The following is a 21,664-nucleotide window of genomic DNA, read 5'->3' as shown; positions in this document are numbered from 1 at the left end:
CCTATCTTTAGCATCTGTAAATAGCCACTTTTTCGATGAAATTATATAAAGAAAATCAATTAAAAGTATACAACTCTTTATCAAAAACTAAAGAGCCTTTTAAAACTGTAAACGACGGATATGTAGGTATGTACGTTTGTGGTCCTACCGTATATAGCAATGCCCATTTAGGAAACGTACGTACATTTATGTTTTTTGATGTGGTATATCGTTATTTATTACATTTAGGTTATAAAGTGCGTTATGTGCGTAATATTACCGATGCTGGGCATTTAGAAAATGATGCAGATGAAGGAGAAGATAGAATTTCTAAAAAAGCACGTTTAGAAGAAATCGAACCAATGGAAGTGGTGCAGAAGTATACTGTAGACTTTCATGATGTTTTAAAAAATTACAATTTTTTACCGCCAAGTATCGAGCCTACGGCAACAGGTCATATTGTTGAACAAATTGAAATGATTAAAGAAATCATGGAAAAAGGGTTGGCGTACGAAGTAAACGGATCAGTGTATTTTGATGTTTTAAAGTACAACGAAACTGGTAATTACGGAATCCTTTCTGGTAGAAAAATAGAAGATGCTATTCATAATACAAGAACCTTAGACGGACAGTCAGATAAGAAAAACCCACAAGATTTTGCCCTTTGGAAAAAAGCCGATGAGCGCCATATTATGCGTTGGCCTTCTCCTTGGAGTGATGGTTTTCCTGGTTGGCATTTAGAATGTTCGGTAATGAGTACAAAATACTTAGGAGAGCAATTTGATATTCATGGTGGAGGAATGGATTTAAAATTTCCACATCACGAATGTGAAATAGCACAATCACAAACTTGTAGTGGTGTCACTCCAGTAAATTACTGGATGCATACCAATATGTTGTTGTTAAATAGCCAGAAAATGGCAAAATCAACAGGTAATTTTATTTTACCAAACGAAATTTTATCTGGTGAAAATGAAATATTACCAAAAGCATTTTCAGCAAGTGTGGTACGTTTCTTTAATATGCAAGCGAACTACAGAAGTATTCTTGATTTTTCTGGCGAAGCTTTAGAAGCATCAGAAAAAGGACATACCAAATTAATGGATGCTGTAAATTTCTTAGATAAGATTGAAGCAGGAAACACTTCAACTTTCGATGTTCAGAAATGGAAGCAAGAATGTTATGCAGCCATGAACGACGATTTTAACACGCCTGTATTAATTTCTCATTTATTTGAAGCCGTTAAAACTGTAAATCAGATAAAAGAACAAAACGCTAGTTTAACTTCGGATGATTTAGAAGAGCTAATAGTAACAATGAAAGCGTTTGTTTTTGATGTTTTAGGATTGATGAACGAAGTTTCTGAAGGAAATAATTCTGATAAATTAAACGGAGTAGTAGAGATGCTTATTCAAATGCGAAAAGAAGCACGAGAAGATAAAAATTGGGCACTTTCTGATGAAATTCGCGATAGATTATTAGCATTAGGAATTCAGCTAAAAGACGGAAAAGAAGGAACGAGTTTTTCTGTTAATTAATTGAAAAAAATACTCACATATCCGTTTATACTATTGGTGCGATTTTATCAAACAGCCATTTCACCATTTACACCAGCAACATGTAGGTATTCACCAACATGCTCTAGTTACACAATTGAAGCATTGCAAAAACACGGATTGTTTTATGGCGGTTGGTTGGCAACAAAAAGAATCTTTAGCTGTCATCCATGGGGTGGAAGTGGTTACGATCCAGTGCCTGAAAAAAAGAAATAATAATTGTTACCTCGAGTATTATTTTTAATAAAAATATTTTTTGTTGAAAAAAGAAACGTAGTTTACAAGAGGTTTTAGTAAGAATATATTAATAAATAGGTCTCGACTGCGCTCGACCTGACATATAATAATAATAAATGAATTTTTTATCTATAGTATGGGATTTAGATCCTGAAATTATAAAAATTGGTAGTCTAGGTATTCGTTGGTACAGTTTAATGTTTATCGCAGCCTTTGTATTGGGACTTCGTTTAATGAAGAAAATTTATATAAATGATAAAATTCCTGTTGAAAAACTAGATCCTTTATTTATGTATGTATTCATTTCTATGTTAGTAGGAATGCGTTTAGGAGATGTTTTCTTTTATAGCTGGGATTATTACCAGAATCATTTATTAGAAATATTTTTACCAATAAAAGAAAGTGTAAATAGTACGTTGTTCGGATTTATTGAAGGATGGAAATTTACAGGATTTACTGGGTTTGCAAGTCACGGAGCAGCAATTGGTATTCCTTTAGCATTATATTTTTATGCAAAAAAACATTTAAATAAACCATGGTTATTTATTTTAGATAGAGTAGGTATTATTGTTGCCTTAGCAGGATTTTTTATCCGTTTAGGAAACTTTTTTAATTCAGAGATCTATGGAAAACCAACAGGAAGCAGTTTCGGAGTTATTTTTAAAAGAGTTGGAGAAACCGTGCCGTGTCATCCAACACAATTATATGAAGCATTTAGTTATTTAGCATTGTTTTTTGCATTGTGGCATTTCTATTGGAAAACAGATAAGAAGAACCAATCAGGGTTTTTATTCGGATTGTTTATGGTGGTTTTGTGGTCGTTACGTTTCTTTATAGAATTTTTAAAGAAAGCACAAGTAGATGGAAGAGAAGACTGGGTATTTAACTCATTAAACACAGGGCAGGTATTAAGTATACCGCTTGTTTTAATAGGTTTTTGGTTGATGTTTAGAAAAACGAAATAAGTTAGATTTTAGATACAAAAAAGCTCCAAGTTTAAACTTGGAGCTTTTTTATTTATATTTTTTTTGATTTAAAGAGGTATATTACTTGTAAGCTTATCAGTTGATTTTTTTAAGTTTTAAATACTCATTAAACTTCAATGTGTATACTAAAATTTTATCATTGAAATAACTATATTTATTTTCAGATATTTTTTTCTCATTGTATTGAGGCATATCCAAATACTGAAAAAGAGTTAAAATCAATTTTTCTTTTATTTTATCTTTGATAAAATTAGGGCTTACAATTTCAACTTTAAGTTTTTGGTTATACCTTAAAGCAATCTTTAGACATTCGTTAAGGTGTTCGTCTCCAAATGAGTAACCTATTATGTAAATTTTATTACCGTTCAAGCAATCGCGGTCAAATGAAGAATGTAGTTGCTTGAATGGAGTAACCATTGATTTTTGGGCCTTTTGATAACCAGTAATAATGTTTGTTAGGTAAACAGGTTTTCCTTTTTCGATTTCTACATTAGATATTTCGTCATTATCAGGTAATTCAGGGCATCCTGTAAATACAATTTCAGGGTTGGGTAACTGACCATTGTCATATGGTAAAACTTTCCAGAAAATTGAACCATGGAGGTTGTAATGTACGTTGCTTTCAGAGTCATTAGTAATTCTAAGGACATCTGCTCTAATTCCATTCATGTCCTCAATTGTATCAGTTGTATCAAAGCCTTCGAAGCAATCAATACCAATATCATCTAATAATACTTTGAAAACCCTGTCATAATTTAGAGTATAAAGCCTTAAAGTGTTCTCTTTTGCATTTTCTTTCATCCAATTCTTAAAAAGTTGACTTTCATCTGATTTTGTGTCAATTACAGAATGTGATTTTGTATGATAAGAATAATTTGATATTCTAGAAGTTATATTGGTTAATATTGATGATAGTAAATGAAGTAAAAAGAACTGGTTCGGGTTTTCATCTTTATAGGAGGGGTGCGAGAAATCATAGTTTATTCCATCTGGAATTTGGATTTTATAACCATGTTGCCTCTTTCCATTGGTTATAGCAAAATTTAATATAGTTTTAATACTATCATCATTTTTAATGAAGCATCTAATTAGTGATGGAGTCTGTTTTTTGCGATTGTATTCAGAAAAGTAAATCGCTAGTTCTTCAATAACATTTATTATGGTCTCGAAATTGACTTCTGTTTGAGAATAACCATTTTCCAATAATTTTTGATTAATATATTCCGTTATAGTTGTTTCAGAACCTCGAATCGGAAATGAATATTTTTTAATTAATTTTGAGAGTTCAGAAGTAAGAGGACCACCCCAGTCAATTGCAGCACCTGCACCAAATAGGAATATTTCTTTATTTTTTTTCATTTTATGATAAAGCTAATTGTAATGATATAACGTTAGCGAAATTTAATGCATAATAAGTAGAGAAGCAAGTTTACACTTAGCCCATAAAAAAATCCCAAAGATTAGTTTGGGATTTTTTATTTCTAGTATTCTATTTTGTCATTCTTTTCGCTCCATTTTTCAAAAGGCTCTAAGGCAATTTTTCTTCCTACTTGTTCAAACGGAATGCTACGTTTTTCGTATGGTAACGGAATTTCTTTATAAATAAATTCGTCATCAAAACCAATATTAGCAGCATCTTGTTGGTTACTTCCGTAGTATACCTTATCTGGTCTAGCCCAATAAATTGCACCTAAACACATAGGGCAAGGTTCGCAAGAAGTATATACGATACAACCATCTAATTGAAAAGAACCTAAATTTTTACAGGCATCTCTAATAGCGGTAACTTCAGCATGTGCTGTAGGATCGTTTGTAGAAGTAACTTTATTATTACCACGACCAACAATTTCTCCGTCTTTTACAACGATACAACCAAATGGTCCGCCTTCGTTATTACTCATTCCTTTTAAAGCTGCTTTTACAGCTTCACTCATATATTCTTCGTGTTTGTTCATCTATTTTATTTTTAAAAAAAGGATTACAAAATTAGGTTTTTCTTTTGTGTGGTTCGTTAAATAAATTAAAAATTATTAAGAATAATGATTGTTATAAACGCTTGTGATTAATATTTACTTTTATATGACTCTAGAATAGGCTGTCATGACATTTTTTTTGAATGGCTTTATTTAAGATGATAACTTTGTTAAGATATTATTAAAAACTATCAAACCATGAAGAAATCATTTAAATTTACTTTAAAAACGTTACTCTTACTAAGTATAGTGTTTTTAAATTCTTGTGATAAGAAAAAACAAGAATCAGAAAAAAAAGCAACAGCTGTTGCTTATAATAAAATTGTATTAGAAAACTTATGTGAAAGCGATTGGTTTCCACATTCACAAACTCCTGCACCAGAAGAAGGAAAAGGAAGCCCGTTTGATGTAGATACGAGTACCAATGCTATTTTTCATCAATGGTCTTGGCAAAAATTTTTATGGTTGACAAAGCCAGAATATCAAATAGAAAAACTTTTGGTTAAAGTAGATGGAAAAGATGTGCCTTTATATATAGGGGAAACATTACCACTGTTTTTAAATCCCAAAAAAATGCATCAGGTAGACTCTCATTTAGGAAGTGTAAAGTCAATTCCAGGAGCATCCGTAGTTTTAGAAGATACAGCACAAGCAGGTTCTTCGGGTATTTTAAGAACTAATCCAGCATATAATCCTGCAAATAATAAAGAGGAAACAGTATTTTATTCAATCCATATTTCACCAACGTTTAAAATAGCTGCAGAAAAATTTAAAGACTCAATTTTAAATGGTTCGTTGGCGAAAGATAACTTAGCATCTTTTCCTGTAGGTTCCTTAGAGTTAAAAGTTTCATGGACTACAGTAACAGCCATTCCTAAAAATAAACGTGTCAATTATTTTACTACGGTAGGAGCTGTTGATGACGGCAAAGGAAATTTTGTTAATACAGAAGTTGCTTTGTTAGGAATGCATGTTGTTGGCGTGGTAGAAAATCACCCGGAATTTATTTGGGCAACTTTCGAACAAGATGATTTAGCTCCGTTTTATAATAGAAAAGATAATGAAGCAAGTTCTTCTTCAGATAAACTATTATTTGCAAAAGGAAACACTACTGGTATTGGAGGTATTTATTGGGATACAATTACACAACAGCCATCAAAATTGTATAAAGCATACGATTTATTTAAATACGGTGTACCAAGAGATAGTGAAGGTAACTTTATGAAAACTTGCCAACAAGAACCTATTAATTTTAAAAATATTAAAAATATAAACACATGTGTTAAAAAGAGCTTAAACGACGTTTGGGGTAATTATTTCTATAACGGCTCTATTTGGGTAGATACTGATGGTTTGAATACACAAGCTCAAGCACAATTGTTAGTTGACTTAGGAGGGGTAATAGGTAATGCAACTCCAGGTTCATCAGCAAGAGGTTCTTTAAATAATGCAAATGTAACTATGGAAACTTTTACGCAAACATTTAATAGTAGTCTTAAAAGCATTAAAGTAGATAATTTAGCAAATTGTTTTAGCTGCCATAATGCTGTGAGTTATACAAATAATAAGTCGCCAATATATATAAGTCATGCATTTGATGCTTATATAAAGAGAGCTGAAGGAAAAACACATGATGAAGTAGAAATGTTAAAAGCGAAGCAAGAAGTACAAGAATTTATAAATAATAGGCTGAATTAATTTAAAAAATTAACTATAAAAAAACCGAAACTGTTAGGTTTCGGTTTTTTTATGATTACAAAAGTAAGTTTTTATTTTAATCCACCAGTCATGTTTTCAGGTTTTACCCATTCATCATATTCTTCAGGTGTTACGTAGCCTAAACGTACTGCTTCAATTTTTAAAGTTGTGCCGTTTGCGTGTGCTGTATTTGCTATTTCTGCAGCTTTATAATATCCTATTTTAGTATTTAAAGCAGTAACTAGCATTAAAGAATTGTTTACCAACTCCGTAATTCTATCGTGATTTGGCTCAATACCAGCAGCACAATTTACATCGAAAGATACACAAGCATCTCCAATTAACTGAGCAGACTGTAATACGTTAGCTGCCATCATTGGTTTAAATACATTTAATTCGTAATGTCCTTGCGTACCACCAACAGTTACAGCAACATCGTTACCCATAACTTGTGCACAAACCATTGTGATTGCTTCTGCTTGGGTTGGATTTACTTTTCCTGGCATAATAGAAGAACCTGGTTCGTTTGCAGGAATAATTAATTCACCAATTCCAGAACGTGGCCCTGAAGCCATCATACGAATATCGTTTGCTATTTTATTAATAGAAACCGCTAATTGCTTTAAAGATCCGTGTGTTTCAACAAATGCATCATGAGCAGCTAAAGCTTCAAATTTATTTTCAGCAGTAATAAATGGTAAACCTGTAAATTCAGCAATATATTTTGCCACTAATACGTCGTAACCAGCAGGTGTGTTTAAACCCGTTCCTACTGCAGTTCCTCCTAAAGCCAATTGCGATAAATGCTCTAAAGAGTTTCTTAATGCTTTTAAACCAAAGTTTAATTGTGCAACATAACCAGAAAATTCTTGCCCTAAGGTTAAGGGAGTAGCATCCATTAAGTGCGTACGTCCAATTTTTACAACATCCTTAAAAGCTTCTGATTTTGCTTGTAAAGTATCACGTAATTGTTCTACACCAGGAATGGTTACTTCTACAATTTTCTTGTAAGCAGCAATGTGCATACCTGTAGGAAAGGTGTCGTTTGATGATTGTGATTTGTTTACATCATCATTTGGTTGAATAGTTTTTTCGCCTTCACCAATTATTTTTCCAGCAATTTCATGAGCCCTGTTAGCGATTACCTCGTTACAGTTCATGTTAGATTGCGTACCAGAACCTGTTTGCCAGATTACTAACGGAAATTGATTGTCGTGTTTACCTGTTAAGATTTCGTCACAAACTTGTGCAATTAAATCTCTTTTTTCATCAGTTAAAACACCTAATTCAGCATTTGTATAGGCAGCAGCTTTTTTAAGATAAGCAAAACCATATACTATTTCTAATGGCATAGAGCCAGCAGCACCTATTTTAAAGTTGTTACGAGAGCGTTCTGTTTGTGCTCCCCAATATTTATCAGCAGGAACTTCAACATTTCCCATTGTGTCTTTTTCGATTCTGTACTTTGTCATTTTAAAATGATTTAAAAGAATATAAATTAACGATAGTCAAAATTACAAATTCTAATAGTTTTAGTAGGTGATTTTTATCAGATTTTATTGCTTTCAAAGAAAAATAGTTATAATTTTGTCGCACAACAATTATTAATAGGAAACAAATGTTAGATTTTTCAGAATTTTCAGGATTGGTATTATTCATGTTTATTTTTACAACCGGATTTTGGTTGTTAATTTTCTTATTAACATTTGTAGTTCCTTATTGGATTGGTGGAACAATCTGGGAAAATATAAAGTTAAAGAGAGAAGCAAAAAAAGCTGCTGAAGGTAAGTAGTTTTTAAATTGATATAAAATAAGCTCGTTCATGTATTTGAACGAGCTTTTTTTGTTTCTGGGCGTTTAAACAGGCTTTTCGTTATATCTTTTTTATAGTTACAAAAAACAAGGTTTACTTTTTAATTAACTATGGCAGTCTAAGAATTTGATTAGTTTGCTTCGTTCCTTGCAATGACGCATATTCTATTAAGCTTTAAAAAAGGATACCACTGCAATCCTTAACGCGTGTACTTTTTATGAGGAAGAGATTGCTTCGTTCCTCGCAATGACGGATATATATTAAGCTTTAAAAAAGGATGCCACTGCAATCCTTAACGCGTGTACTTTTTATGAGGAAGAGTTTGCTTCGTTCCTTGCAATGACGCATATTTATTAAGCTTTAAAAAAGGTTGCCACTGCAATCCTTAACTCGTGTACTTTTTATGAGGAAGAGATTGCTTCGTTCCTCGCATTGACGGATATTTATTAAGCTTTAAAAAAGGATGCCACTGCAATCCTTATCGCGTGTGTGCTTTTTGTGTGAAAGAGATTGCTTCGTTCCTCGCATTGACGGATATTTATTAAGCTTTAAAAAAGGATGCCACTGCAATCCTTAACGCGTGTGTATTTTTTATGAGGAAGAGATTGCCTCGTTCCTCGCAATGACGGAGATTTATAAAGTTTTTAAAAAGGATGTCTCTGCAATCCTTAACACATTTATGCTTTTTGTATGGGAGATATTGCTTCGTTTCTCGCAATGACGTGTAGCCATTATATGTATGTTTTTTTAAAAAAATATAGGAAATAAAAAAGCTCGTTGAATAAGAACGAGCTTTTTGGTATATATTAGATAATCGCGTTAGGGATTGAATGGTTTGCTTGAGCTCTTTTAGTTTGTGTGTTTATAGAACATACTAACTAAAAAGCGAGTAATGAAAGCCCGCTCGAACGCCCAAATTTTAGCCGTTAAAATCTCCTCCACCATTTTCTTGACCACCACCTTCAGGTCTTTCTCTTTTTTTCTTCTGATTAAAACGATATGTAAAACTTAATGAAATTTGACGCTCTCTCCACTGAAATTCTCCATTTGAAATTGTTGAAGGATTTTCTCTACCACCATAATATGTAGTACTTTCTCGTTTACGAGAGTTAAATAAATCACTTACATTTAAAACAACCGATGCTTTGTCTTTTAAGATGTCTTTACTAAATGCTAGGTTTGCCATAAACATACCTTCTCTGTCGCTTTGTGCATTTGTTTGTGGGCCACGGTACATAATACGTGTTTGCCAATCTATCTTAGCAGGTAACGTTATACGTGCATTAAAACGGGCAAACCAACTGTCTTGGTTTACTTCTGCTAGATTGGTAGTAACTTGCGAATTGTCTTGCGCTGTGTAAGTGTATGAAAAAGCATCTGTGTTAAACTTAAAGTAGTTGAAACTAGCAGATAAACGCACCTTTTTTGTTGGATTGTAATTACTTGTAAATTCAAACCCGTAACGATCTTCGCTATTTAAATTTAAAGGCTGACTAACAAATACATTGGTTCCGTTTCTTTCTTCGATTATTGAAACTCTCTCAATTTTATCGGTAGAAATTTGATAATATATAGAAGCTCCTAAATTAAATTTTCTGATTTTAGTGTTATAACCTAAATCGAAAGAACTGGTAAATGTTGGGTTTAAATCAGGATTTCCTCTAAACACACTTGTCGCAGAACTTCGGCTTTCAAAAGGGTTTAAAAACCAGTGACGTGGTCTTCTTAAACGCCTGCTATACCCTAAAGTTACATTTTCATTGTCGTTTAATTCGTAACCAAGGTTTACAGTAGGAAACCATTCTGTATAATTTTTGTCTGAATTTTTATTTTGTGTGTCTGATTGTAAATCGATATCGATATCTGTAATTTCAGCACGTAAACCTAAAAGGTATGAAAACTTATTTATTTTACTACCATACTGAGTGTAAAAGGCATATACGTTTTGCTTAAAAGTTAAATCGTTAGAAGGGTTAAAATCTATATTAGGGTCTAAAATATTTACTCTAAAATCTGAATTTAAATCTTGATAAGTAGCTTTGTGTCCAGCTTCAAACTGACTGTTTTCTCCGATTGGTAACACATAATCTACCTGAACTAACTTTTCTTTAGAGCTAGTGATTTGTGAATTGTCTTCAGACGGAATTCCGTTTACACTAATAGGTGAATTTTCGGTTTCATTACTGTCTCCGTATTGTAAATCGATCGTTAATTTCTCACCATTATCATTTAACCTGTTAGTATAATTTATAGAGTATTGCTTGTCTACTCCATCTTCATCTTCGTTTTCGACTCTAATTTCTTCAAGTAAAACCTGATTAGGGTCGTTAAATAAAAACCTGTCTGTTAGGTTGGTTGCAATATCATTTCCTTCAGATTTTCTATATACAAAATTACCTGTAATAGAGCTGTTATCGTTAATGTAATATTCTAAACCAATTGAAGCATTGAAGTTTTTGCTTTTTCTATCAAAGGTTCTGTCCTCGGTTTGTGTGCTGTCTAAAACGCCGTTTGTTAAATAAGAAAACTCGGTTTGTGAATTACCAGGACCTTTTCTGTACGAATAACCAAGATTAGAAAATAAGTTAATTTTCTTTGTTCGGTAATTCAGGTTTGGAGCAACTCGTAACATATCTGGATTACCAGCGGTAAGGTTTACAGAACCATTAAAACCGGTTATTTTACCTTTTCTTAGAATAATATTTAAAATACCTGCAGTTCCTTCAGCATCATAACGTGCCGATGGCGAGGTAATTACTTCTACCTTTTCAATAGCATCAGCAGGAAGATTTCTTAAAGCATCTGTACCTGTTAAACCAACAAGTGCCGAAGGTTTTCCGTCAATTAAAATACGTACGTTTTCACTACCACGTAAACTAACCGCTCCTTGTGCATCTACATTAACAGAGGGAACATTGTCTAATACATCAGAAGCTGAACCACCTTTTACAGTCATATCTTTACCAACATTGTATATTTTTTTATCTAAACGTATTTCTACGGTAGATTTTTCGGCAATAATTTCTACTTCATCTAAGGTTTCTGCATCTTCAGAAAGCGTAATTGTACCTAAGTTGATGTTTTCTGTTATTTGTCTTTGTTGAAGGTTTTTAGTTTTAAACCCTATAAACTCCACTTTTAAAGCATACTCCCCAGAAGGAACTGTAATAGAAAAATTTCCGTTTAAATCTGTAATTCCTCCAGAAACTTGTTTGTTTTGAAGATGAGTTAATACTAAAGTAGCATACTCTAAAGGTTGTTTAGAACTGGCTTCTATAACTTTACCTGTTAAGGTAACTTTAGAATTTTTTTTACGAGTAGGTTTTTGTGCAAATGCAGAAACAGCGATTAGTAATGCAAAAAGAAATGTTATTTTTTTCATTGAGTAGTTTATTGTTTAAAGAGATAAGACTGCGAAGTTCTTTAAAGGTTTAATCTTGCTTAGTTAAAGGATTGTTAAATAAAACCTAAAGTTAAAATCAAGGTAAAATGTAAAATTTGTAGATTAGGAGCAAGAAAAAATAAGGCTTATTTTAATTGGAGACATTGTAATTAATTTATAAGGTTTAATTATAATAATCAATTTTAATTTTTTAATAAAAGAGTAATGAAGCGTAGAAAGTTTATAGAACGATTATCTGTTACTAGTTTAGGTTTAGTAGCGGTATCATCAACCATAATGGCATGTAATAAAACGGTTAAAGAAGAAAGAGGTTCTACAACGGTTTTACAGCCTATACGACCAGTAGTAATTGCAACATGGAATACGCCATTGGCGGTTGAAACTGCAGCCAAAATTTTGCAAAACGGAGGGGCAGCATTAGACGCTGTTGAACAAGGTTGTAGAATTGAAGAAGCAAATGAAAAAGGACAATCTGTAGGGAAAGGTGGGCTACCTGATAGAGAAGGAAATGTAACTTTAGATGCCTGCATTATGGATGAAAAAGGGAATTACGGAGCAGTTTTAGGTGTTAAAAATATAAAGCATGTAATTTCTGTAGCAAGAAAAGTAATGGAAGATACGCCACATGTAATGTTAGTGGCAGAAGGAGCAGAGCAGTTTGCCGTTTCTAAAGGATTTGAAAGAGAAGACTTGTTAACAGATTCTTCTAAGAAAGCTTGGGAACAATGGAAAGTGAAATCGGAATACAAGCCGATTATCAATATAGAAAATCACGATACTATTGGTCTGTTAGCGATTGATAAAAACGGAGATATTTCTGGTGCTTGTACCACAAGTGGATTGGCATATAAAATGGCTGGTAGAGTGGGAGATTCTCCAATTATTGGTGGTGGATTGTTTGTTGATAATGAAATAGGAGGAGCTTCGGCTACTGGTTTAGGAGAGGAAGTATTAAAAACGGTAGGTAGTTTTTTAATAGTTGAATTAATGCGACAAGGAAAATCGCCACAAGAAGCCTGCGAAATTGCTATTGGTAGAATTGTAAATAAACCAGGGAAAGATTTTAAGAATTTTCAGGTAGGTTATATTGCTGTGAATAAACAAGGAGAAACGGGTGCTTACTCAATTCACGAATGGTTTAGTTATAACTTGTATAAGGAGGGTGAAAATAAAAATATTAAATCAGATTATTTTAATAAACAGAAAGCATAAAAAAAACCGAAACTGTTAAGTTTCGGTTTTTTTTATTTCTAAACAATACTTTTTGCTTATTTTTTCTTTTTTGCTTTTTGCTGAGCAGCTTGTTGTTCTTGTGCTTGTTTCATAGCATTATCTAAACGCTCACGGAACTTACTTTTAGCTTTTTCAGGCTTCTTTTTGTTTTCTTCAATCTTTGCATGAATCTTATCTTCATCAATTACGTAATGCTTAATAATTAACATAATAATGATGGTTAATAAGTTAGATATAAAGTAGTATAAACTTAATCCACTTGCATAGTTGTTAAAGAAAAACAACATCATAATAGGAGAGAAGTAAATCATATACTTCATCATTTTTTGCATATCAGGCATTCCTTCTTGCGTAGGAGCTTGCATATTTGCTTGCTGACTTTGGTTCATTCTCATGTAAAAGAAAATAGCAACCGAAGCTAATATTGGAAATAAACTTATATGGTTTCCGTAAAAAGGAATATTAAAAGGTAATTGATAAATTAAATCATATGATGATAAATCATTCGCCCATAAGAAGCTTTTTTGTCTGAACTCTATATTGGTAGGGAAAAACTTAAATAAAGCAAAGAATACAGGCATTTGCATTAATGCAGGAATACAACCCGACATCATGTTTACACCAGCTTTTCGTTGCACCGCCATTGTTTCTTGCTGACGTTTCATTGCATTTTCTTTACCAGGATATTTTTTGTTGATTTCTTCCATTTCTGGACGAATCACTTTCATTTTTGCACTCGATAAATACGATTTATAAAGTACTGGAGACATGATAATACGAACAACAATTGTCATTAATATAATAATCAATCCGAAGTTACCAATAAATCCTTTTAACAGGTTAAATACAGGGTAGAATACAGTACGGTTTAAGAATCCGAAAATTCCCCAACCTAAATCTGAAATCTCATCTAAACCAGTACCTTCATAAGACTCTAATAAATTATAATCTGTTGGTCCGTAAAACCATTGCATATTATAATTTAACTCTCCGTTAGTTAATGCTAAAGGCGTTTTTAAACCATATGATTTTGTGAAAACACTATCTTTTTCTTCGCCATCAAAATCAACAGATTTTAAACTAGCTTCGTTAAAAGGTGTATCAGAAGATAAAATTGAAGAAAAGAAATGTTGTTTATAAGCAACCCAATTTACATCACTAACCGTTTCATCGTCGTTCATTTGTAAATAATCAACTTCATCATCAGCTTTATAATAATAGTAAGAGTACATGTTTTCGGTTTTTAAACTTTTTTCATGTCTAAAACCTTTTAAACTCCAATCTAAATTAATTGCTTGGGAGCTGTTTATTACTGAATTTAACCCTTGAGAACGAACAGCAAAATCTACACGGTAATCGTCTTTTTTAATTTCATAACGATATTCTAAAAATTTAGTTTCAGACACTTTCAGTTTCATAGAAAGTATTTGAGTATCTCCGTTTTTAGTTAAAGTAGGCGTAAATAATAAATCTTTTGTATTTAAAATACGGTTATCGGTTGTTCCGAAATTAATATTAAAAGATGCATTATTATCTTTTACTAAATATAAAGGAAGCGAATCGTATGTTTTAAAGTTTTTAATTAAAGCTTCAGTAATTTGTCCACCTTTATTATCAATAGTTAATTTAATAAGGTCGTTCTCTATAGAAGTACTTCCCTTTTTACTAGTTGAAGCTCCGTATGCAAAAGCACCTAATTTGTTTTTTAAAGCAACTTGCTGTAAAGAGTCATTTAAGACAGTTGTTTCTGCTAAATTGTTTTGAGTAGTTGCTGTTTCAGAAACTTGTTCTGTTTTCGTTGTTTCAGGAGTTACTTCTGGCTCACGAGTGTTCATCCACCATAGTAATATTCCTCCTAATAAAAGCATTCCTATAAAGGAATTTAAATCAAATTTTTTTTGTTCCATTGATATGAATTATAATGTCAACTTGTCATTTTTTGTTTTTCTCATTATTGAAAAACCCGACAAATGTAGCGAAACCTTATATATTTTATGAGGTTTTACTGTGATTAATTTTGATAAGATTAATAGTTCAAATAGTATTCCGTTTTGATAAAAAAAATCCTGTAACTAAAAATTACAGGATTTTAAATTTATTTTTTTGATTGCTGTAAAGCCGCTTTTATAAAACTCACAAATAGTGGGTGTGGATTTAACACCGTACTTTTATATTCTGGATGATATTGTACACCAACAAACCAAGGGTGTGTAGGGATTTCAACTATTTCTACCAAGCCTGTTTTAGGGTTGGTTCCTGTAGCTTTCATTCCTGCATTTTCTAGTTGCTCCTTATAATCGTTGTTATATTCAAATCTATGACGATGGCGCTCACTAATTAATTTCGATTTATAGGCTTTAAATACTTTAGAATCTTCGATGATTTCACAATCCCAAGCACCTAAACGCATGGTTCCTCCTTTTTGAGTAACGTCTTTTTGAGTTTCCATTAAGTTAATAACAGGATGTGTAGTATCTTTATTCATTTCTGTAGATTCTGCATCTTTTAAACCTAAAACATTACGAGAATATTCAATAACAGCCATTTGCATCCCTAAACAAATTCCTAAAAAAGGAATATTATTTTCACGAACATATTGTACAGCAGCTATTTTACCTTCAGTTCCTCGATCTCCAAAACCAGGCGCTACTAAAACACCATTTAATCCGGCTAACTTTAAAGGCGCATTTTCAGGAGTCAATTCTTCAGAATGAACCCAACGTACATTTACTTTTGTTTTGTTGGTAGCACCGGCATGAATAAAAGACTCGGTAATCGATTTATAAGAATCGTGTAATTCAACATATTTACCTACCAAACCAATTTCTATGGTAGAAGTAGGGTTCTTATGACGTTCTAAAAACTGATTCCATGCTTTTAATTTAGGTTGCTTACGAGTAGATAAGTTTAATTTATCTAAAACCACATAATCTAAACCTTCTTTAAACATTAGGTTTGGAACATCATAAATAGTTTCAGCATCTAAAGACTGAATTACATCTTGTTTTTTGACATTACAAAATAAAGCTAGCTTATTTTTAATAGTATCGCTAATCTCGTGTTCAGAACGGCATACCAATATATCTGGACTAATACCACTCTGCATTAATGTTTTTACAGAGTGTTGTGTAGGTTTTGTTTTTAATTCACCCGCAGCAGCTAAGTAAGGCACTAGTGTTAAGTGAACAACAATAACGTTGTCATTTCCTAATTCCCATTGTAATTGGCGAACAGCTTCTATATAAGGTAGTGATTCAATATCACCCACGGTTCCACCAATTTCAGTAATCACAATATCATAATCTCCTGTATTTCCTAAAATTTGGACTCGGTGCTTAATTTCATCTGTAATATGCGGAATTATTTGAACAGTTTTTCCTAAAAATTCTCCTTTACGCTCTTTATTTATTACTGATTGATATATTCTACCAGTAGTAACATTGTTAGCCTGTGAAGTTGGTATGTTTAAAAATCGCTCGTAGTGGCCAAGATCTAAATCTGTTTCAGCACCATCATCAGTAACATAACATTCACCGTGTTCATACGGGTTTAATGTTCCTGGGTCGATATTTATATATGGGTCTAATTTTTGGATGGTTACAGAGAAACCTCTTTGCTGTAATAGCTTAGCTAAAGATGCGGCAATAATTCCTTTTCCTAGTGATGAAGTTACGCCTCCTGTTACAAAAACGTATTTAGTGTTGTTCATGGTGTTGTTAGGTTTAGGCAAAAGTAAGAAGTCTAACTATTCGAACAAATAAAAAAGTGATAAAAGATATATAAAAATTCACTATTTTTGCCAAGTGAAAAAATATTAGAAAAAAGTAAAACTAGTATTTGTTAAACAAAAAAACTGTTGTATATTTGCCCACGCTTTTAGCAGACGGAATTTCATAAAAGCAACGTATAATTAAAGACCATTTTTAAAAATATAAATAATGCCGAAAAGAACTTACCAACCATCGAAAAGAAAAAGAAGAAACAAACACGGTTTCAGAGAAAGAATGGCATCTGCTAACGGACGTAAAGTACTAGCAAGAAGAAGAGCAAAGGGAAGAAAGAACTTAAGTGTATCTTCAGCTCCAAGACCAAAAAAATAATGATTAATTATCATTAATATATTAGGTGTTACTATTTTTTAGTAACACCTTTTTTTGTATATAAACATTTTTTATTTTTGTCAACAACACAACACAACAAACAAAATGCCTAAAAATCAAAACCTTAAATCTATTTTAATAATCGGATCGGGACCAATTGTTATTGGACAAGCCTGTGAGTTTGATTATTCTGGAACACAAGCTTTACGTTCTTTACGTGAAGACGGAATTGAAACTGTTTTAATCAATTCAAATCCTGCAACAATCATGACCGACCCAACAATGGCCGATCATGTATATCTCTTGCCTTTAAACACAAAGTCAATAATAAAAATTTTAAAAGAGCATCCGCAAATTGATGCCGTTTTACCAACAATGGGTGGTCAAACAGCGTTGAATTTATGTATTGAAGCTGATGAAAAAGGAATTTGGGAAGATTTTGGTGTAGAGATTATAGGAGTTAATATTGATGCTATTAATATTACCGAAGATCGTGAGAAGTTTAGAAACTTAATGCTAGATATTGGAGTTCCGATGGCACCACAAGCTACAGCAACCTCTTTCTTAAAAGGAAAAGAGATAGCACAAGAGTTTGGTTTTCCTTTAATTATTAGAGCATCTTTTACTTTAGGTGGTGAAGGAGCGTCTTTTGTATATAAAGAAGAAGATTTTGATGCTTTGTTAACCCGAGGATTAGAAGTTTCTCCTATTCATGAGGTAATGATTGATAAAGCACTTATCGGTTGGAAAGAATATGAGTTAGAGTTATTAAGAGATGCAAATGATAATGTAGTTATTATATGTTCTATTGAAAATATGGATCCTATTGGAATTCATACAGGAGATTCTATTACCGTAGCTCCTGCAATGACACTTTCTGATAAAACTTTTCAAAAAATGCGTGATATGGCAATTCATATGATGCGTAATATTGGTGATTTTGCAGGTGGATGTAATGTGCAGTTTGCGATTTCTCCTGATGAAAAGGAAGATATAATAGCAATTGAAATTAACCCACGTGTATCACGTTCATCCGCTTTAGCGAGTAAAGCAACTGGTTACCCAATTGCAAAAATTGCAGCGAAGTTAGCATTAGGATATCATTTAGATGAGTTAGATAATCAAATTACAAAATCTACTTCTGCTTTATTTGAGCCAACATTAGATTATGTAATCGTAAAGATTCCACGTTGGAATTTCGATAAATTCGAAGGTTCTGACAGAACTTTAGGGTTACAAATGAAATCTGTAGGTGAAGTAATGGGAATTGGGCGTTCGTTTCAAGAAGCATTGCACAAAGCAACTCAATCATTAGAGATTAAACGTAATGGTTTAGGTGCTGATGGAAAAGAAAATAAAAATTACGAAGAAATTATAGAGAAGTTAACACATGCTTCTTGGGATCGTGTTTTTATTATTTATGATGCCATTAAAATGGGAATTCCGTTGAGTAAAATCCACGAAATTACGCAGATTGATATGTGGTTCTTAAAGCAATATGAAGAATTATACGAAATAGAAAAAGAAATTTCTAAATACAGTGTTGATACGCTTGATAGAGATTTGTTATTAGAAGCAAAGCAGAAAGGATATGGAGATCGTCAGATTGCACATATGCTACGATGTTTAGAAAGTGAAGTATATAAAAAGAGAGAAGAGTTAAATATTAATAGAGTTTATAAGTTAGTAGATACTTGTGCTGCTGAATTCAAAGCAAAAACTCCGTATTATTATTCAACTTTCGAAAGTGATATTGTAACCAAAGAAGGCGTTACGATAATCGCAAATGAAAGTGAAGTTACACCAAAAAAGAAAATTATAGTTTTAGGTTCAGGACCAAACCGAATAGGGCAAGGAATTGAATTTGATTACTGTTGTGTGCACGGAATTTTAGCTGCAGCCGAATGTGGTTACGAAACGATTATGATTAACTGTAATCCAGAAACGGTTTCTACCGATTTTGATACGGCAGATAAATTATACTTCGAGCCTGTTTTTTGGGAGCATATTTATGATATCATTAAACATGAAAAACCAGAAGGAGTTATTGTTCAGTTAGGTGGGCAAACTGCTTTAAAGTTAGCAGAGAAATTAACCAAATATGGTGTTAAAATACTAGGAACTTCTTTCGAAGCTTTAGATTTAGCAGAAGATAGGGGGAGTTTTTCTGACTTATTAAAAAATAATAATATTCCGTATCCAGAATTCGGAATAGCAGAAACTGCAGATGAGGCCTTAGCTTTAGCAGATAAATTGGACTTTCCAATCCTAGTAAGACCATCTTATGTTTTAGGTGGGCAAGGAATGAAAATTGTTATCAACAAAGAAGAATTAATAGAGCATGTTGTAGATTTATTAAGAAGAATGCCTGGTAATAAATTATTATTAGATCATTATTTAGATGGAGCAATTGAAGCAGAAGCAGATGCAATTTGTGACGGTGAAAACGTGCAGATTATCGGAATAATGGAGCATATTGAGCCTTGTGGAGTGCACTCTGGAGATTCTAATGCAACTTTGCCAGTGTTTAACTTGGGTGATTTAGTATTACAACAAATAAAAGATCACACAAAAACAATTGCTTTAGAGCTTAAAACAGTTGGTTTAATAAACGTTCAGTTTGCAATTAAAAACGATATTGTTTATATTATAGAGGCAAATCCGCGTGCATCTCGTACAGTTCCTTTTATTGCGAAAGCCTATAAAGAACCGTATGTAAACTATGCAACCAAGGTAATGTTAGGAGAGAAAAAAGTAACGGACTTTACTTTTAATCCGCAGTTAGAAGGTTATGCGATAAAGCAACCTGTATTTTCATTTAATAAGTTTCCGAATGTTAATAAGCAGTTAGGACCAGAAATGAAATCAACAGGAGAAAGTATTTTATTTATTGATGATTTAAAAGACGATCAATTTTACGATTTATATTCAAGACGTAAAATGTATTTGACAAAGTAGATTTTAAAAATATTTATTAAGGGCCTATCAATATTTATTGATAGGCTTTTTTTTTAACAAAAAATTAACCTGTTGTATATGCAACTAAAATACTTGTTTCTAGTAATTTCGCAGCAATTAAAGAATATGTATGGGTATTGAAAATACATTAGCTCCTTGGTTAGGAAAAACGACCAAAATGATTGAAAACCATGTTCATGACTTGTTTTTTGAACATAATATTTCATTGACAAAAATACAATGGGTATTCTTAAAAAAAGTACAAGAAAAAAACGGAGTACCACAACAGGAATTAGCTTTTTTAACAGGTAGAGATAAAACATCGCTAACGCGATTAGTAAATACGATGGAAAAAAAAGGTTTAGTTGCTAGAATTCCCTCTAAATTAGATAGACGTATTAATAATATTTATATCACTAAAAAGGGTGATGTTTTATTTAAAGAAACCTTGCCTATAATGGCGCAATTTGTAACCTCATTACAAGAAAATATATCAGAAGAAGAAATTGCACAAACAATTAATGTGATTAAAAAAATACAAGAAAACTTAAATATAAAATCAGCTAAAAGTTGTAGTAACAGCTAAACAAATAAACCATGAGAAAACTAATTATTGTAGGAGCAGGAGTTGCAGTACTCGGATTGTCATTTATAATCTCCAATATTTTAAAAGACAGTAAGGAACTTCCTGTACAGAAAGTTACAAAGGTAGAAAAAACTGTTTTTGTAAAAGAAGTTAAAAATGGTGATGTTGCTATAAATATTATTGCCAACGGGAATTTGCAAGCTAAGAATAAAGTGGATATTTATTCGGAGGTGCAAGGAATTTTAAAACCTACATCAAAACCATTTAAAGCCGGTATATCATATAGCAAAGGACAAACATTATTGCATATTAATAGTCAAGAGTTTTATGCTTCAATTCAATCTCAAAGGAGCTCATTACAAAATTTAATAGCTTCTATTATGCCAGATTTACGACTAGACTATCCAAATTCTTTTGAAAAATGGAATACCTATTTAAAAAACTATGATATAAATAAAACAGTACAACCACTTCCTGAGGCAAACTCAGACAAAGAGAAGTATTTCGTAACTGGTAAGAATATATATACAACGTATTATAATGTTAAAAATTTAGAGTCGAGGTTAGGAAAATACAATCTTAGAGCTCCTTTTAGTGGTGTAGTTACAGAAGCTTTGGTTACTAATGGAACTTTGGTAAGGGTTGGTCAGAAAATGGGTGAATTTATAGATACTTCAGTTTTTGAATTGGCTTTGTCTGTAAACGGAAGCTTTGCTGATATTTTAAAAGTTGGTAAAACGGTGGAACTTCAAAATTTAGAAAAGAATAAAATGTGGTCAGGTAAAGTTGCCCGAATTAACGGGAAATTAGATCAAGCTACACAAACAGTTCAAGTTTTTATCGAGGTAAAAGGAAAAGAGTTAAGAGAAGGTATGTATTTAGAAGCAAACGTACCTGTAAAAACAATGACAGAAGCTATTGAGATAAATAGAAAGCTATTGGTTGAAAATAAAGCGGTGTATGTTGTAAAGAACAACGTGTTAGATTTAATAAATATCAATGCGGTGCATTTTAATGAAAATACGGTGGTTATAAAAGGATTGCAAAATGGTGCTCAATTAATCAATAAACCGGTTGCAGGTGCGTATGCAGGTATGCCTGTTAAGATATTTACAAAAACTACTAACACTGCAAAAAAATAA

At 32.3% G+C, this 21,664-nt stretch carries 16 protein-coding genes; 10 read left to right on the top strand and 6 right to left on the bottom strand.

Going from position 1 to position 21,664, the window contains the following annotated elements; genetic code table 11:
- The first annotated feature begins 35 nt into the window (after nt 1–35).
- The 3 genes from cysS (at nt 36) to lgt (ending at nt 2,737) form a co-directional block, all read left to right on the top strand.
- On the top strand, nt 36–1,517 hold the full coding sequence (gene cysS / locus H0I30_RS02665; RefSeq protein ID WP_218772770.1) for a cysteine--tRNA ligase: 1,482 nt from the start codon (nt 36–38) through the stop codon (nt 1,515–1,517).
- On the top strand, nt 1,518–1,751 hold the full coding sequence (gene yidD / locus H0I30_RS02660; RefSeq protein ID WP_068705109.1) for a membrane protein insertion efficiency factor YidD: 234 nt from the start codon (nt 1,518–1,520) through the stop codon (nt 1,749–1,751).
- A 137-nt stretch (nt 1,752–1,888) separates the two neighbouring features.
- Nucleotides 1,889–2,737, top strand: coding sequence for a prolipoprotein diacylglyceryl transferase (lgt, locus tag H0I30_RS02655; protein WP_218772769.1), 849 nt, complete (start codon nt 1,889–1,891; stop codon nt 2,735–2,737).
- Between the two features lie 96 nt (nt 2,738–2,833).
- Here the strand turns inward: lgt and H0I30_RS02650 are convergent, their stop codons facing one another.
- Both H0I30_RS02650 and H0I30_RS02645 read right to left on the bottom strand, forming a co-directional pair.
- A complete protein-coding gene (locus tag H0I30_RS02650) occupies nt 2,834–4,117 on the bottom strand; it encodes an SIR2 family protein (RefSeq protein ID WP_218772768.1) in 1,284 nt (427 codons plus the stop codon).
- A 122-nt stretch (nt 4,118–4,239) separates the two neighbouring features.
- Nucleotides 4,240–4,713, bottom strand: a complete 474-nt coding sequence (locus tag H0I30_RS02645; RefSeq protein ID WP_218772767.1) for a nucleoside deaminase — start codon at nt 4,711–4,713, stop codon at nt 4,240–4,242.
- Between the two features lie 216 nt (nt 4,714–4,929).
- On the opposite strand from H0I30_RS02645, the gene H0I30_RS02640 reads away from it, so the two are divergent.
- Nucleotides 4,930–6,429 (top strand): hypothetical protein, encoded by a 1,500-nt coding sequence (locus H0I30_RS02640; protein WP_218772766.1) that lies wholly within the window; start codon nt 4,930–4,932, stop codon nt 6,427–6,429.
- A gap of 71 nt (nt 6,430–6,500) precedes the next feature.
- On the opposite strand, the gene fumC is transcribed toward H0I30_RS02640, so the two are convergent.
- Nucleotides 6,501–7,901 carry a class II fumarate hydratase gene (gene fumC / locus H0I30_RS02635; RefSeq protein ID WP_218772765.1) on the bottom strand — a complete coding sequence of 467 codons (1,401 nt, stop codon included), beginning with the start codon at nt 7,899–7,901 and terminating at the stop codon, nt 6,501–6,503.
- Nucleotides 7,902–8,047: 146 nt separating this feature from the next.
- Here fumC and H0I30_RS02630 point away from each other — a divergent pair, with 146 nt between their 5' ends.
- Nucleotides 8,048–8,221 (top strand): hypothetical protein, encoded by a 174-nt coding sequence (locus H0I30_RS02630; RefSeq protein ID WP_218772764.1) that lies wholly within the window; start codon nt 8,048–8,050, stop codon nt 8,219–8,221.
- Nucleotides 8,222–9,161: 940 nt separating this feature from the next.
- Here H0I30_RS02630 and H0I30_RS02625 read toward each other — a convergent pair.
- Nucleotides 9,162–11,624, bottom strand: a complete 2,463-nt coding sequence (locus tag H0I30_RS02625; protein WP_218772763.1) for a TonB-dependent receptor domain-containing protein — start codon at nt 11,622–11,624, stop codon at nt 9,162–9,164.
- A gap of 225 nt (nt 11,625–11,849) precedes the next feature.
- Here H0I30_RS02625 and H0I30_RS02620 point away from each other — a divergent pair, with 225 nt between their 5' ends.
- The gene (locus H0I30_RS02620) at nt 11,850–12,857 is read left to right on the top strand and encodes an isoaspartyl peptidase/L-asparaginase family protein (RefSeq protein ID WP_218772762.1); all 1,008 of its coding nucleotides are present in this window, start codon (nt 11,850–11,852) and stop codon (nt 12,855–12,857) included.
- Between the two features lie 56 nt (nt 12,858–12,913).
- On the opposite strand, the gene yidC is transcribed toward H0I30_RS02620, so the two are convergent.
- The gene (gene yidC, locus H0I30_RS02615; RefSeq protein WP_218772761.1) at nt 12,914–14,785 is read right to left on the bottom strand and encodes a membrane protein insertase YidC; all 1,872 of its coding nucleotides are present in this window, start codon (nt 14,783–14,785) and stop codon (nt 12,914–12,916) included.
- A 188-nt stretch (nt 14,786–14,973) separates the two neighbouring features.
- A complete protein-coding gene (locus H0I30_RS02610) occupies nt 14,974–16,587 on the bottom strand; it encodes a CTP synthase (protein WP_218772760.1) in 1,614 nt (537 codons plus the stop codon).
- Between the two features lie 229 nt (nt 16,588–16,816).
- Here H0I30_RS02610 and rpmH point away from each other — a divergent pair, with 229 nt between their 5' ends.
- From rpmH to H0I30_RS02590, 4 genes are all read left to right on the top strand, one after another.
- Nucleotides 16,817–16,978 carry a 50S ribosomal protein L34 gene (gene rpmH, locus H0I30_RS02605; protein WP_058884776.1) on the top strand — a complete coding sequence of 54 codons (162 nt, stop codon included), beginning with the start codon at nt 16,817–16,819 and terminating at the stop codon, nt 16,976–16,978.
- 105 nt (nt 16,979–17,083) lie between these two features.
- On the top strand, nt 17,084–19,936 hold the full coding sequence (carB, locus tag H0I30_RS02600; RefSeq protein ID WP_218772759.1) for a carbamoyl-phosphate synthase large subunit: 2,853 nt from the start codon (nt 17,084–17,086) through the stop codon (nt 19,934–19,936).
- A gap of 130 nt (nt 19,937–20,066) precedes the next feature.
- Nucleotides 20,067–20,522 carry a MarR family winged helix-turn-helix transcriptional regulator gene (locus H0I30_RS02595; RefSeq protein ID WP_218772758.1) on the top strand — a complete coding sequence of 152 codons (456 nt, stop codon included), beginning with the start codon at nt 20,067–20,069 and terminating at the stop codon, nt 20,520–20,522.
- 11 nt (nt 20,523–20,533) lie between these two features.
- On the top strand, nt 20,534–21,664 hold the full coding sequence (locus H0I30_RS02590; protein ID WP_218772757.1) for an efflux RND transporter periplasmic adaptor subunit: 1,131 nt from the start codon (nt 20,534–20,536) through the stop codon (nt 21,662–21,664).

The sequence above is a fragment of the Tenacibaculum sp. AHE14PA genome (genome assembly GCF_019278465.1).
GTDB lineage: Bacteria > Bacteroidota > Bacteroidia > Flavobacteriales > Flavobacteriaceae > Polaribacter > Polaribacter bernardetii.
This window is presented reverse-complemented; position numbering and strand designations above follow the sequence as displayed.